Consider the following 13,911-nt stretch of genomic DNA (forward strand, 5'->3'; position numbering starts at 1 on the left):
GGGTAGGCCTAGGAAACGCGCTTGGAGAGGTTGAGTCTACTGACATTAATGGGAAGATATGGCGAGGCTTGCGCCTTTATCGACACCTGGGGTTCCTCGCCCCCATTCATGGCGGAAAGGAACCCAAGCTGAAATGAAGCCACGATCCAACGCTGACAAGCAATTTTGTTCTTGCTTTGTGCCGGCAGCTATGCTACTAATCCAACTATGGTGCTGAATCGCACCGCGACCCGCCTCAGGCGGGTTTTTCTTTTTCGACCCGTTCCTTCAAACAATCCCGCCGCCGACGCTCGCCACCGCCGGCCGTTCCGCTGCAACCTTCGCCCGGTAGCCGGCGGCGCGGTAGGCGGCGACCGGATCGATGGCGCCGCCTGTCTTCAGCCGTGCCGTGGCAAGTATCGGCTCGACATCGGTGCGATAGGCTATCTTCAGCGTCTGCGTCGCCATCAGCGCGTCGTTGGTATCCTGGAAGCCTTCGAGCGCCCTGCGGTCGACCAGCAGCGCCTGCGCATAGGCGCGCTGCACTTCTATCGCCGACAGCATCAGGCTTTCGATCGGATCGGTGACGTTGTGGCTCTGGTCGAGCATGTGGGCCGGATCGAAGCCTTCGGCGCCTGAAAGCTCGGCATCGACCAGTTCGTTGAAGACCAGAAAGAGGCGGTAGGGATCGATCGAGCCGGCGTCGAGGTCGTCGTCGCCATATTTCGAATCGTTGAAGTGGAAGCCTCCGAGTTTTTTGAACTGGATCAGCCGCGACACGATCATCTCGATATTGACGTTGGGGGCGTGATGGCCGAGGTCGACCAGGCAGAACGCCTTGTCGCCAAGCTCTTTGGCGATGATGTAGTTGGTGCCCCAATCCTGCACGACGGTCGAATAGAAGGCCGGCTCGTACATCTTGTGCTCGGTGAACAGCTTCCAGTCGTCCGGCAGCCCGGCATAGATCTCCTTCATCGCGTCGAGATAGCGCTCGAATGCCTTGGCGAAGTTGACCTGGCCGGGGAAGTTCGAGCCGTCGCCGATCCACACCGTCAGCGCTTTCGAGCCCAGCGTCCTGCCGATCTCGATGCATTCGAGGTTGTGCTCGACCGCCTGCCGGCGTGTTGCTGCATCGGCATGCGACAGCGAGCCGAATTTATAGGAAAGCCTCTGGTCGCTGGCGTCGGAGAAGGTGTTGGAGTTGATGGCGTCGAAGCCGAGACCGAAGCGGGATGCCGCCTGCTTCAGCCGGTTCGGATCGGCCTTGTCCCAGGGAATATGCAGCGAGACGGTCGGCGTCGCCTGCGTCAGTTGCCGGATGACGGCGCAGTCCTCGATCTTATCGAAAATGTCGCGCGGCTCGCCGGCGCCGGGAAAACGGGCAAAGCGGGTGCCGCCGGTGCCGACGCCCCAGGACGGGATCGCCACGGCGAATTTCTCGACCTTGTCTCTGACAGCGTCGATGGCGATGCCGCGGCGGTCGAGACGCTCGCCGAGAGAGTCGTAATCGCGCTTGAGGTCGGCGTTGCGCGCGGCATTATGCTTGTCGACGAGGTCGACGGAGATGATGGTTTCGGACATGGTTCCTCCCAAATGCGTTCGGTTGGCGCTGCCCCTTACCCGCCTGCCGGCACCTTCTCCCCGGGGAGAAGGGTAACGCTCCGGCCTCGGCGCCAACCCCTCAAAGACGGTCGCTTATCGCGTAAAACTCTGCGCGTTGCCGGCGTCGACGTTGATGATGTTGCCGGTCGATTTTGCCGACATGTCGGAGGCGAAGAAATAGATCGCCTCGGCGATGTCCTCTGGGAATACCGAGCGCTTCAGCATCGAACGCGAGCGGTAATGCTCCTCGAGATCGTCGGTCGACATCTTGTAGGCGGCGGCGCGCTGTTCCTTCCACTCGCCACTCCAGATCTTCGAGCCGCGCAGCACGGCGTCGGGATTGACGACATTGACCCTGATCTGTGCTTCCGCGCCTTCCAGCGCCAGACAGCGTGCCAGATGGATCTCGGCGGCCTTGGCCGTGCAATAGGCGGCGGCGTTGGGCGATGCGGCAAGCCCGTTCTTGGAAGCGACGAAGACGACGTTACCGCCGATCTTCTGCGCCCGGAACAGCCGGAACGCTTCGCGCGAAACGAGGAAGTAGCCGGTCGACAAGATGTCCATGTTCTTATTCCACAGCGCCAGCGTGGTGTCCTCGATCGGCGCCGAGGAAGCCAGGCCGGCATTCGACACGAGGATATCGATGCCGCCGAATTCGACCGCCGTCTCGGCAAAACCGGCGATCACCTGATCCTCGGACGTGACGTTGATGGCGACGGGCCGCACGAAATCCTTGCCATAGGCATTGGCAAGCTCGTCATTGGCGCTGGCAAGGGCTGCTTCGTCGATGTCGGCCAGCACGACGCAGGCGCCTTCGCGCAGCAGCCGGTTGGCGGTGGCCCGGCCGATGCCGCCGGCGCCGCCGGTGACGAGCGCGATCTGGCCGGCAAGAGCCTTTGGTTTCGGCAGGCGCTGCAGCTTTGCCTCTTCGAGCAGCCAGTATTCGATGTCGAAGGCTTCCTGGTCGGGCAGGCCGACATAGGCCGACACCGTCGAAGCGCCGCGCATGACGTTGATGGCGTTGACGTAGAATTCGCCTGAAATGCGCGCCGTCGCCTTGTCGCCGGCGAAGGTGAACATGCCGACGCCGGGCACCAGATAGACGACGGCGTTGGGATCGCGCGCCGGCGGCGAATCCGGGTGCTTGCAGCGGTCATAATAAGCCTGATAGCCGACGCGATACTCCGCCACGTCATCGGCAAGACGGGCAATGACGGCATCGACGTCGGGATTTTGAGGGTCGAACTCGATGACCATCGGCCGGATCTTGGTGCGCAGGAAATGGTCCGGGCAGGACGTGCCGAGTGCCGCCAGCGGCCGCAAATCCCTGGAATTGACGAATTCGAGCACGGCAGGGGAATCATCGAAATGGCCGAGCTTGTGGCTGTTCTCGGAGATCAGGCCGCGGATCCTCGGCATCAGTTTTGCGGCCACGGCGCGACGCGCCGGCGCATCGAGGGATTTGACGACTTCGCCGCCGAAGATCGGCTTGCCCTGGCTCTTGCGCTCGAACCAGTCGATTGCCTGATTGATCACCGAGATCGTCGTCTCGTAGCATTCCTTCGGCGTGTCGCCCCAGCTGAACAGACCATGGCTGGCCAGCACGACGCCCCTGGCGTCGGGGTTCTCGAGGCAGAATTTCTCCAGCCACAGGCCGAGTTCGAAGCCCGGACGTTTCCATGGCAGCCAGCCGATCGTGTCGCCGAAGATCTCCTTGGTCAGCGCCTGCGAATCCTTGGCAGCGGCAATGGCGATGATGGCGTCGGGATGCATATGATCGACATAAGGCTTCGGCACGAAGGCATGCAGCGGCGTGTCGATCGAGGCCGCGCGCGGGTTGAGATTGAAGGTGCAATGAGGCAGATAGCCGACCATCTCGTCTTCATGTTCGAGGCCGCGATAGAGACCCTTCAGCGCCCGCAGTTTATCCATGTAGAGCGTGGCGAAGCCGTCGAGCTTGATCGAGGCGCTGTCGCCGCCCGAGCCCTTGACCCACAGCACTTCCACGCTTTCGCCGGTGAGCGGATCGTTTTGCCAGATCTTGGAGGAGGTGTTGCCGCCGCCATAATTGGTGACGCGCTTGTCGGAGCCAAGGACGTTCGAGCGATAGACCAGACGTTCCGGTTCGCTCATTGCTTGCGCTTTTGCGTCATCCCAAAGATTGGCGAGGCGCGTGCCGGAGCGCTTGTCGAGCATAGGTATCCTCCCTTTGGGACACGCAAACGGCGCCGGTCCCTTTTGTACGAATTTCTACGCAAGCGGCTGTCTTGTCAATCACAAACGATCAATATCAGTCATATTGCACTGCACAATGAAATTATCTGATCGGAAATGATTGACACTGCGCGTTTTGGGTGCCTAGATGCTCAAGCAGGGAGGAACCATGCACGAGAAAGAGCGCCACAGGATCATTCTGTCCGCCGTCCAGGAAAAACCTGTGGTGACGGTGCAGGAGATGGTCGACCTGACGGAGTCGTCCGAGGCGACGATCCGGCGCGACATCGCGGCATTGCACGTGCAAAAACGCCTGCGCCGGGTGCGCGGCGGTGCAGAGGCGCTTTCGCCGCCGCAGTTCATCGGCCTTGCCGGCAGGCCCTTTTCCGTCAACGAGACCATCAACGCTTCGCAGAAGCGGGCAATCGCGCGGGAAGCCGTGGATCTGTGCAAGGACGGCGAGCCGATCATCATCAATGGCGGCACCACCACCTTCCAGATGGTGCATTTCCTGACCGGCCGCCGCATGCCGATCTTCACCAATTCCTTCCCGATCGCGGAGCATTTGCTCAGGCACTCCAAGAACACGGTGATGCTGTCGGGCGGCACCATCTACCGCGAGCAGAACATCATCCTGTCGCCGTTCGACAATGACGTGACACGCAATTTTTACGCGCGCCGCATGTTCATGGGCGCGCAGGGACTGGGACCGCTCGGTCTGATGGAAGGCGACCCGCTGCTGATCCAGGCCGAGCAGAAGCTGATCGACCAGGCAGACGAGTTGGTGGTGCTGGTCGATTCCTCGAAGTTCCGCAAACGCTCGAGCCTGATCCTGTGCGGCCTGTCGCGCATCGCCACGGTGATCACCGACGACGCCATCGAGGAGCGCGAAGCCAAGATGCTTGAGGCCGCCGGCGTGACGCTGATCATCGCCCGCACAACGGCAGGGAATAAGGAAGAATCTTCGCTGCAGGCCTGAGAAAACTCGCACCCGCAGCGGCGATGGAATGCAACGCTCAAGGGAGGATATTCGATGAGCTTCTTTAGGAAATTGATGGTTACGGCGGCGTTCTCCGCCGCCATGTTCGTGAATGCCGCCTACGCCGAAAACGTCAAGATCGCGCTGGTGGTGAAGTCGCTCGGCAACGGCTTCTTCGACGCCGCCAACAAGGGCGCCGAAGAGGCGGCCAAGGAGCTCGGCGATGTCGACATCATCTACACCGGCCCGACCAAGGCGACCGCCGAAGCGCAGATCGAAGTGGTCAATTCGCTGATCGCACAGAAGGTCAACGCCATCGCCATTTCGGCGAACGACGCCGACGCGCTGGTGCCGGTGCTCAAGAAGGCGATGGAGCGCGGCATCACCGTTATCTCGTGGGATTCGGGCGTCGCGCCGGAAGGACGCCAGCTTCACCTCAACCCCTCCGACACCAACCTGATCGGCGAGACCATCATCAAGCTTGCCGCCGACTACCTGCCTGAAGGCGGCGACGTCGCCATCCTGTCGGCTTCGTCGACGGCGACCAACCAGAATGCCTGGATCGACGCGGCCAAGAAGGTGCTGCCGGAGAAGTTCCCCAAGATCAAGCTCGTCGCCACCGTCTATGGCGACGACGACTCGGCCAAGAGCACGGATGAAGCCAAGGGTCTTTTGAAGTCCTATCCGAACCTCAAGGCGATCATCGCACCGACCACGGTCGGCGTCGTTGCCGCCGCGCAGGTGGTGACCGACGAAGGCCTGATCGGCAAAGTCAACGTCACCGGCCTGGCGCTGCCGTCGGAGTTCAAGAAGTTCATTGACAATGGCGCCAGCCAAGCGGTTGCCCTGTGGAACCCGATCGATCTCGGCTACTCCGCCGTCTACCTCGCCCACGACCTGGCGGTGAAGAAGGAAGAAGCCAAGCCCGGTGCTACGCTGTCGATCGGCCGCGTCGGCAAGGTCACGCTCGACGATACCAACTCGGCTGCGATGGCTCCGCCCTTCCAGTTCGACAAGTCGAACATCGAAAAGTTCTCCAAGATCTATTGATCCTGGAGCCTTCGAAACGGTGCGGCGGGGCTCAGGTCCCGCCGCGCTTTCAAACGAACCTTGTTTCAGGGCTTGATACGATTATGGACACGACAGCCCAACACGAAATGGCGAAGGAAGCGCCTTTGTCTTCCGGACCGCGCCTGACGCTGTCCGGCATCTCGAAAAGCTTTCCCGGCGTGCGCGCGCTGCACGACGTCGGCCTGTCGCTCTATCCCGGCCAGGTAACCGCGCTGATCGGCGAAAACGGCGCCGGCAAGTCGACGCTGGTCAAAATAATGACCGGCATCTACCAGCCGGATGCTGGCACCATCAGCATCGACGGCCAGCCGGTCACACTGCCCAGCGCGCACGCCGCGTTCGGGCACGGCATCACCGCCATCCACCAGGAAACGGTGCTGTTCGACGATCTGACGGTGGCCGAAAACATCTTCCTCGGCCATGCGCCGCGCACGCGTTTCAAAACCATCGACTGGCGCACCATGCGCAAGAATGCCCGCGAGGTGCTCGACACGATGGGCGCCGGCCATATCGAAGCCGAGGCCAGGCTGAAGGATCTCGGCATCGCCAACAAGCACCTCGTGGCGGTTGCCCGCGCCATGTCGATCGACGCCCGGATCGTCATCATGGACGAGCCGACGGCAGCGCTTTCGATGAAGGAGATCGAAGAGCTTTTCCTGCTGATCGAATTCCTCAAGAGCGACGGCAAGGCGATCCTGTTCATCAGCCACAAATTCGATGAGATCTACCGCATCGCCGACCGCTATACCGTGTTCCGTGACGGCGAGATGGTCGGCGAAGGCCTGATCAAGGACGCCGGCCAGAGCCAGATCGTGCGCATGATGGTCGGCCGCTCGGTCGATCACATCTTTCCGCAGCGCAAGGCCGAGATCGGCGCGCCGGTGCTGGCCGTCTCCGGCCTGTCGCACCCGACCGAGTTCGACGACATAGGCTTCGAGCTGCACAGGGGCGAAATCCTTGGCTTCTACGGCCTTGTCGGCGCCGGGCGCAGCGAGGTGATGCAGGCGATATCGGGCATCACCCGCACCAGCCGCGGCACGATCACGCTGGAAGGCAAGGCGATCGCGCCGAAATCGGCGGCGGATTCGATCGATGCCGGCATCGTCTATGTGCCGGAGGAACGCGGCAAGCAAGGTGTGGTGATCGGCCTGCCGATCTTCCAGAATGTCTCGCTGCCTTCGCTCAAACGGACATCCAAATCCGGCATATTGCGGCTGGCCGAAGAGTTCGCGCTGGCCCGCTCCTACACCGAGCGGCTCGATCTGCGCGCCTCCTCGCTCAGCCAGGACGTCGGCACGCTGTCGGGCGGCAACCAGCAGAAGATCGTCATCGCCAAATGGCTGGCGACCGCGCCCAGGGTGATCATCCTGGACGAGCCGACGAAGGGCATCGACATCGGCTCCAAGGCGGCCGTGCACGGCTTCATGGCCGAGCTCGTCGCGCAAGGCCTGTCGGTGATCATGGTGTCGTCCGAACTGCCGGAAATCCTCGGCATGTCCGACCGCGTCGTTGTCATGCGCGAGGGCCGTATTGCCGCGGTCTACGACAATAAGGGGCTCGACGCCGAAACCTTGGTCAGGACGGCAGCGGGGATCGCGTCATGAAGCCTTTTCTCAGATATCGCGAGGTCTGGCTGCTGGCGGCAATCGTCGTGCTGATCGGGCTGATCTCAACGCGGTTTCCAGGTTTTGCCGATCCTGCCAATCTGCGCCAGGTGTTCAACGACACGTCGATCCTGATGATCCTGGCGCTCGGCCAGATGGTCGTCATCCTGACCCGCTCGATCGACCTGTCGATGGCTTCCAACCTCTGCTTCACCGGCATGGTGGTGGCGATGCTGAACGCCGCGCATCCGGCGATCCCGATCCCGCTGCTGATCGTCATCGCACTGCTGGTCGGCCTGGTGCTCGGCGCCATCAACGGCCTGCTGGTATGGCGGTTGAACATTCCCTCGATCGTGGTAACGCTCGGCACCCTCACCATCTACCGCGGCGCCACCTTCGTCATATCAGGCGGCGCCTGGGTCAACGCCGACCAGATGAGCGCTGAGTTCATCGGCCTGCAGCGCACGGCTTTCCTCGGCATTCCGGTTCTGTCCTGGATCGCCATACTGGTCATTGCATTGTTTTTCCTCGTGATGACGCGCACCGCGCTCGGCCGCTCGATCTATGCCATCGGCGTCAACCCGACCGCATCGGTCTATGCCGGCATCGATGTCGGCCGGACGAAATTCATCGTCTTCTGCATCTCGGGGATGATCGGCGGCCTCTGCGGCTATCTGTGGATCTCGCGCTACGTCATCGCCTCGGTCGAGGTCGCGAATGGTTATGAGCTCAATATCATCGCCGCCTGCGTCATCGGCGGCATTTCGATTGCCGGCGGCATCGGTTCGGTCGGCGGCGCGGTGCTCGGCGCGCTGTTCCTCGGCATCATCTCCAACGCGCTGCCGGTGATCAACATTTCACCCTTCTGGCAGATGGCGATTTCAGGCAGCGCCATCATCCTGGCCGTGGTGCTCAACGCACGCGGCGAACGCCGGCAAGGCCGCATCATTCTCAAAAAGGCGGAAGCGGCATGATGGACGCCTCGCTTCATTTCTCTGGGACGATTGGAATGTTGCCGTCCGCAACAGTCCCGTTTTCAAAGTGGACGCTGCCCCTCACCCTTGCCCTCTCCCCGTGCAGATACAAGGGGCATCGCCAAGTTTCGGATGGTGTTGTCACATGACCGATATCGCCAACGCCCCTGCCGCACGCCACATTCCGGATCGGCTCGACAACCCTTTCACCGCGGCGGTCTTCTCCTGGGAGGCGCTGCTCGTCGCGGTGGCGGTCGCCATCTTTGCCGTCAACAGTTTTGCCTCGCCCTATTTCCTCGACGCTTGGTCGCTCTCGGACCTGACCTTCAACTTCACGGAAAAGGCGCTGATCGCGCTGGCCATGGCGCTGCTGATCATCTCCGGCGAAATCGACCTGTCGGTCGCCGCCATCATTGCGCTGGCGTCAACGATGATGGGCATGGCAGTGCAGGCCGGCGCCGGCACTCCGGCGCTGGTGGCAATCGGCCTCGTCGTCGGGCTCGGCTGCGGCGCCTTCAACGGCGTGCTCGTCACCAGGCTCGGCTTGCCGTCGATCGTCGTCACCATCGGCACGATGAGCCTGTTTCGCGGCATTGCCTTCATCATCCTGGGCGACCAGGCCTACAAGGGCTATCCCGCGAGCTTCGCCTTCTTCGGCCAGGGCTATGTCTGGTGGGTGGTGTCGTTCGAACTGACGCTGTTCCTGATCGCGGCAGTCGTCTACTGGTTCCTTCTGCACCGGACGAGCTTCGGCCGCCGGGTCTTTGCCATCGGCAACAACCCGGTCGCGGCGCAGTTTTCCGGCGTACGTGTCGGCCGCATCAAATTCATCCTGTTTTGCCTGACCGGCCTGATGGCGGGCATCGCCTCGGTGCTGATCACATCGCGGCTCGGCTCGACCCGGCCGTCGATCGCGCAGGGCTACGAGCTGGAAGTCATCACCATGGTGGTGCTCGGCGGCGTCAGCATCCTGGGCGGCGCCGGCAGCATTCTTGGTGTGGTGCTGGCGGCGTTCATCATGGGACTGGTGACCTTCGGCCTCGGCCTGCTCAACGTGCCGGGGATCGTCATGTCGATCTTCATCGGCCTGCTGCTGATCATCGTCATCGCACTGCCGATCCTGTGGCGGCGCGTACGGCGGGAGCGCTTTGCCTGATGCCCGAAAAATACGCGTTCAAGATGAAGCTCAATCCGGGCATGAAGGCCGAATACAAGCGGCGCCACGACGACATCTGGCCGTCACTCGTAGCGTTGCTGAAACAGGCCGGTATCTCCGATTATTCGATCCATCTCGACGAGGAGACAAACACCCTGTTCGGCGTGCTGTGGCGACGCGATGGCCACGGCATGGACGAATTGCCGAAGCATCCGGTGATGCAGCGCTGGTGGGCCGAGATGGCGGACATCATGGAGACCAGGCCGAACAACGAGCCGGTGGCGGTGCCGCTGGAAACAATGTTCCATATGGAATGACCCGCAACGTCGCCGTCATCGATATCGGCAAGACCAACGCCAAGGTGGCGCTGGTCGATCTCGCCACATCGAGCGAAGTGGCCCTGCGCACGGTGGCGAACGAGCCGGTTCGGCAAGGCCAGTACCCCCACCATGACGTCGAACGGTTATGGGCGTTTATCCTCGGCAGCCTGGCCGAGATCGATCGCGAGCAGCGCATCGATGCGATATCGATCACCACCCATGGCGCAACGGGCGTGCTGGTCGACGCATCAGGCGAACTGGCGCTGCCGGTGCTCGACTACGAATTCGACGGGCCGGATGCCCTTGCCAGGGACTATGACACGATCCGTCCCGCGTTCTCCGAGACCGGCACGCCGCGCCTGCCGGCCGGCCTCAATCTCGGTGCGCAGCTGTTCTGGCAGCAGAAGCGCTTTCCGGCGGATTTCGCCAGAACCGCCGCGATGCTGATGTATCCGCAATACTGGGCCTTGCGCCTGACCGGCGTCGCCGCCAGCGAAGTGACGTCGCTCGGCTGCCACACTGATCTATGGAACCCGTGGAAAGCGGATTTTTCCTCGCTGGTCGACCGGCTGCAATGGCGCCGGCTAATGGCGCCGGCGCGGCAGGCCAAGGACCGCCTGGGCCCGATCCTGCCCGCTCTGGCGCGGCAAACCGGCCTCGACCCGCAAACGCCGGTGTTTTGCGGCCTGCACGATTCCAACGCCTCGCTGCTGCCGCATCTCCTATCCAGCAAGCCGCCTTTCTCCGTCGTCTCGACCGGCACCTGGGTGGTGTCGATGGCGGTCGGCGGCAGCAAGGTCAGGCTCGATCCGGCACGCGACACGCTGGTCAATGTCAACGCACTCGGCGATCCCGTGCCGTCGGCGCGCTTCATGGGCGGCCGTGAGTTCTCCCTGCTGACCGAGGGCCAATCGGAGAACTGGACGGAAGACGATGTTGCTACGGTGCTGGCGCGCAAGACGTCCCTATTGCCTTCCACGCAACAGGGTTCGGGGCCGTTTCCGCATCGTACCGCATCATGGTTTAACGCGGACGGTATGAGCGCCGGCCAGCGCTTTGTCGCCATCTCGTTCTACCTGGCGCTGATGACCGCGACCTGCCTCGACCTGATCGGCGCCGAGGGGTCAACCATCGTCGAAGGACCCTTCGCCCGCAACCGGCTGTTCACCCGCATGCTGGCTGCGGCGACAGCACGCGCCGCCATTGCCTCCGAGGCTGCGACAGGCACCAGCATCGGCGCCGCCTTGCTGGCGTCGGACCAGGGGACACCGCAAGGCAGAGGCGAAAGGACCGAACCGTCGGCCGATCCGGTCTGGACAAGTTACGTGCGCTCCTGGCGTTCGGCGATCGACGAACGAGCCTGACCGCCGAGCTCATGGCGTCCTGATGTTCGGAAATGCCTAAAGCGCATCGCGTTCGATCGGCCTCATGCGATGCGCTTTAGGTTCTTGTTTTTAATGCATGTCGTTATCGCAAAACCGCTGCACACTTTTGCGCGACATGCATTAGCCCGCGTAGAGCAATCCCTGCGGATCGATCTCCGGCTTGCGGCCGGCAATGAGGTCGGCGAGGAACTTTCCCGAACCGCAGGCCATGGTCCAGCCGAGATGGCCGTGGCCGGTGTCGAGGTAGAGATTGTCGTACAGCGCCCGGCCGATGACCGGCACGGAGTTCGGCATCATCGGGCGAAGTCCAGCCCAGAGCTCGGCCTTGCTCTCGTCGAAAGCCCCGGGGAACAGGTCTTTGCCGGTGTTCAGGATCGAGTTGAAATCGCGTGGCTTGAACGTGCGGTCGAAACCGGTGAACTCCGCCGTCGAGGACATCCGCAGCCGGTTTCCCAGCCTGGAATAGCCGATCAGCCGGTCCTCGTCGGCGCCGCCCATGATCGGCCCCTTGCTTTCATCTTCCAGCGGAACAGTCACGGTATAGCCCTTCACCGGATAGACGGGCAGATCGATGCCGTAGCGGCGGCCGAGCAGACCGCTCTCCGGCCCCATCGAAATGACCACCGCGTCACCGGCCACCGGGCCGGCCGAGGTCATCACGGCGCGCACTTGGCCGCCGTCGATGTCGAGGCCTTCGACCGTGGTGTCGTAAAGGAATTGGACGCCGAGTTTCTCGGCGGCATAGGCAGCGAGGCGCTGCGTGAATTGGCTGGAGTCGCCGGTCTGGTCGATCGGCGAATAGACGCCGCCGGCTATCTTGTCCTTGGCGCCGGCAAGGCCGGGCTCGAGCTCGACCAGCCGGTCGCGGCCGACGATTTCGATCGGCAGGCCGTGTTCGCCGAGATAGCGATAATTGTCGGTGCCGGTATCAAAGCTTTGCTGCGAGCGGAAGAAATAGAGAATGCCTTTCTTGCGCTCGTCATAGTGGATGCCGGTTTCGGCGGAGACGGCGTTGATGCAGTCGCGCGAATAGAGCGCCAGACGCAGCTTGACGTCGGTGTTGGCGCGCATGCGCTTTTGCGTGCACTGGCGAAGGAAGCGCAGGCTCCAGGCGAAAAAATACGGATCGAAGCGCAGCCGCACCTTGATGCCGAGATCGTGGTTGTAGAGGCCGCGCAGGAACGTCTTCAGCGCGGCTGGCGAGGCCCAGGCGGTGGCGTCTCCGGGCGACACCAGGCCGGCATTCGACCGGCTGGTGCCGCGTGCCGCCGCCGGATGGCGCTCGATCACCGTCACCTCATGGCCGTCGCTGGCCAGATAATAGGCCGCCGCCGTACCGACGACGCCGGCTCCAAGCACCAGGATTTTCATTCCGCCCCCAGCGCGCTGAACCAAACTTTGCGGAGAGCCCACTTCACCCCAGAGCCGAATTCTTGCTGGTCAGGATGCGCTCCCAGGCAAGCGCATCGGCAACGATCTGGTCGAGGTTGTCGCGCTGCGGGGTCCAGCCGAGCTCGCCGCGCGCCAGCTTCGAATTGGCGACGACCGCGGCGGCGTCGCCGGCGCGGCGATCGCCCATCCGTACCTCGAAATCATGGCCGAAGACGCGGCGGACGCTGTCGATGACCTCGAGCACCGAATAGCCGTGGCTGTAACCACAATTGGCGACCAGGCTCGATCCGCCGGCACGCAGCCGCTGAAGCGCCAGCCGATGCGCCGCCGCCAGGTCGCTGACGTGGATATAGTCGCGCATGCAGGTGCCGTCCGGCGTCGGATAGTCGGTGCCGAACACCTGCATGAAGGAGCGCTTGCCGAGCGCCGTCTCGCAGGCGACCTTGATCAGATGCGTGGCACCGGGCGTCGACTGGCCGGTGCGGCCCTTCGGATCGGCGCCGGCGACGTTGAAATAGCGCAGCGCCGTATAGCGCAACCCATGGGCAATCGCCGCGTCGCGCAGCATCCATTCGCTCATCAGCTTGGACAGGCCATAGGGCGATTCCGGCGCAAGCCGGGCATCCTCGCGTACCGGTTCCAGGCCGGCGCCGCCATAGACGGCGGCGGTCGAGGAAAAGATGAAATTGGGCACGCCTTCGCGCACCGCGGTCTCGATCAAGGTGCGCGTCTTGCAGGTGTTGTTCTCGTAATAGGCAAGCGGGTCGGCGACCGATTCGGGGACCACGATCGAGCCGGCGAAATGGATGATCGCGTCGACCTTATTGTCGCGGATGATCGAGGCAACAAGTTCCCTGTCGGCGACGTCGCCGACGACGAGCTTTGCTTCCGGAGCCACTGCCCATTCAAAGCCGGTGGAAAGCCGGTCAAGGACGACGACGCTGTCACCCGTGTCCAGCAATTCCCAGACCATATGGCTACCGATATAGCCGGCCCCGCCTGTCACCAAAACCGTCATCCGCATCCTCGCTATTCATGATTTGTCGGAACTGTCTCAATCGTCGCCTTACTGGAAAACCTGCCGCCGAGCCATTAGAACCTGCGGTAACCGGTCTCATCGGCGCGTGGCATTGTCCTGAAACAAGATTGATCCACATCAAGGGAATAGGCCACGTTCCGTGGTCGTTAGGAACAGGCTCGGGGCGTGGCATTTTGACCAAAAAGGCCAAGTGGAC

At 62.6% G+C, this 13,911-nt stretch carries 11 protein-coding genes; 7 read left to right on the plus strand and 4 right to left on the minus strand.

Going from position 1 to position 13,911, the window contains the following annotated elements; all coding sequences use genetic code 11:
- Window positions 1-267 precede the first annotated feature (267 nt).
- Together rhaI and NKJ72_RS03725 are read right to left on the minus strand one after the other, a co-directional pair.
- A complete protein-coding gene (rhaI, locus tag NKJ72_RS03720) occupies window positions 268-1,560 on the minus strand; it encodes an L-rhamnose catabolism isomerase (protein WP_352475900.1) in 1,293 nt (430 codons plus the stop codon).
- A gap of 114 nt (window positions 1,561-1,674) precedes the next feature.
- A complete protein-coding gene (locus NKJ72_RS03725) occupies window positions 1,675-3,777 on the minus strand; it encodes a bifunctional rhamnulose-1-phosphate aldolase/short-chain dehydrogenase (protein WP_352475901.1) in 2,103 nt (700 codons plus the stop codon).
- A gap of 187 nt (window positions 3,778-3,964) precedes the next feature.
- On the opposite strand from NKJ72_RS03725, the gene NKJ72_RS03730 reads away from it, so the two are divergent.
- From NKJ72_RS03730 to NKJ72_RS03760, 7 genes are all read left to right on the plus strand, one after another.
- Complete coding sequence (locus NKJ72_RS03730; protein ID WP_352475902.1) at window positions 3,965-4,774, plus strand: DeoR/GlpR family DNA-binding transcription regulator; 810 nt, start codon at window positions 3,965-3,967, stop codon at window positions 4,772-4,774.
- A gap of 54 nt (window positions 4,775-4,828) precedes the next feature.
- Window positions 4,829-5,824 carry a rhamnose ABC transporter substrate-binding protein gene (gene rhaS, locus NKJ72_RS03735; RefSeq protein ID WP_254820009.1) on the plus strand — a complete coding sequence of 332 codons (996 nt, stop codon included), beginning with the start codon at window positions 4,829-4,831 and terminating at the stop codon, window positions 5,822-5,824.
- Window positions 5,825-5,907: 83 nt separating this feature from the next.
- Entirely contained in the window at window positions 5,908-7,449 is a 1,542-nt protein-coding gene (locus NKJ72_RS03740; protein WP_352475903.1) for a sugar ABC transporter ATP-binding protein, read from the plus strand.
- Window positions 7,446-8,423 carry an ABC transporter permease gene (locus NKJ72_RS03745; RefSeq protein WP_352475904.1) on the plus strand — a complete coding sequence of 326 codons (978 nt, stop codon included), beginning with the start codon at window positions 7,446-7,448 and terminating at the stop codon, window positions 8,421-8,423. The genes NKJ72_RS03740 and NKJ72_RS03745 overlap by 4 nt, the downstream gene beginning before the upstream one ends.
- Window positions 8,424-8,568: 145 nt before the next feature.
- Window positions 8,569-9,579, plus strand: coding sequence for an ABC transporter permease (locus NKJ72_RS03750; protein WP_352475905.1), 1,011 nt, complete (start codon window positions 8,569-8,571; stop codon window positions 9,577-9,579).
- Entirely contained in the window at window positions 9,579-9,896 is a 318-nt protein-coding gene (gene rhaM / locus NKJ72_RS03755; RefSeq protein WP_352475906.1) for an L-rhamnose mutarotase, read from the plus strand. The genes NKJ72_RS03750 and rhaM overlap by 1 nt, the downstream gene beginning before the upstream one ends.
- Window positions 9,893-11,263 (plus strand): FGGY-family carbohydrate kinase, encoded by a 1,371-nt coding sequence (locus tag NKJ72_RS03760; protein ID WP_352475907.1) that lies wholly within the window; start codon window positions 9,893-9,895, stop codon window positions 11,261-11,263. Before rhaM ends, NKJ72_RS03760 begins: the two co-directional genes overlap by 4 nt.
- 141 nt (window positions 11,264-11,404) lie before the next feature.
- Here the strand turns inward: NKJ72_RS03760 and NKJ72_RS03765 are convergent, their stop codons facing one another.
- Together NKJ72_RS03765 and galE are read right to left on the minus strand one after the other, a co-directional pair.
- Entirely contained in the window at window positions 11,405-12,655 is a 1,251-nt protein-coding gene (locus NKJ72_RS03765; protein WP_352475908.1) for a D-amino acid dehydrogenase, read from the minus strand.
- A 43-nt stretch (window positions 12,656-12,698) separates the two neighbouring features.
- On the minus strand, window positions 12,699-13,694 hold the full coding sequence (galE, locus tag NKJ72_RS03770; RefSeq protein WP_352475909.1) for a UDP-glucose 4-epimerase GalE: 996 nt from the start codon (window positions 13,692-13,694) through the stop codon (window positions 12,699-12,701).
- Window positions 13,695-13,911 lie beyond the last annotated feature (217 nt).

This window comes from Mesorhizobium sp. M0045 (assembly GCF_040323385.1).
In the GTDB taxonomy this organism is placed as follows: domain Bacteria; phylum Pseudomonadota; class Alphaproteobacteria; order Rhizobiales; family Rhizobiaceae; genus Mesorhizobium.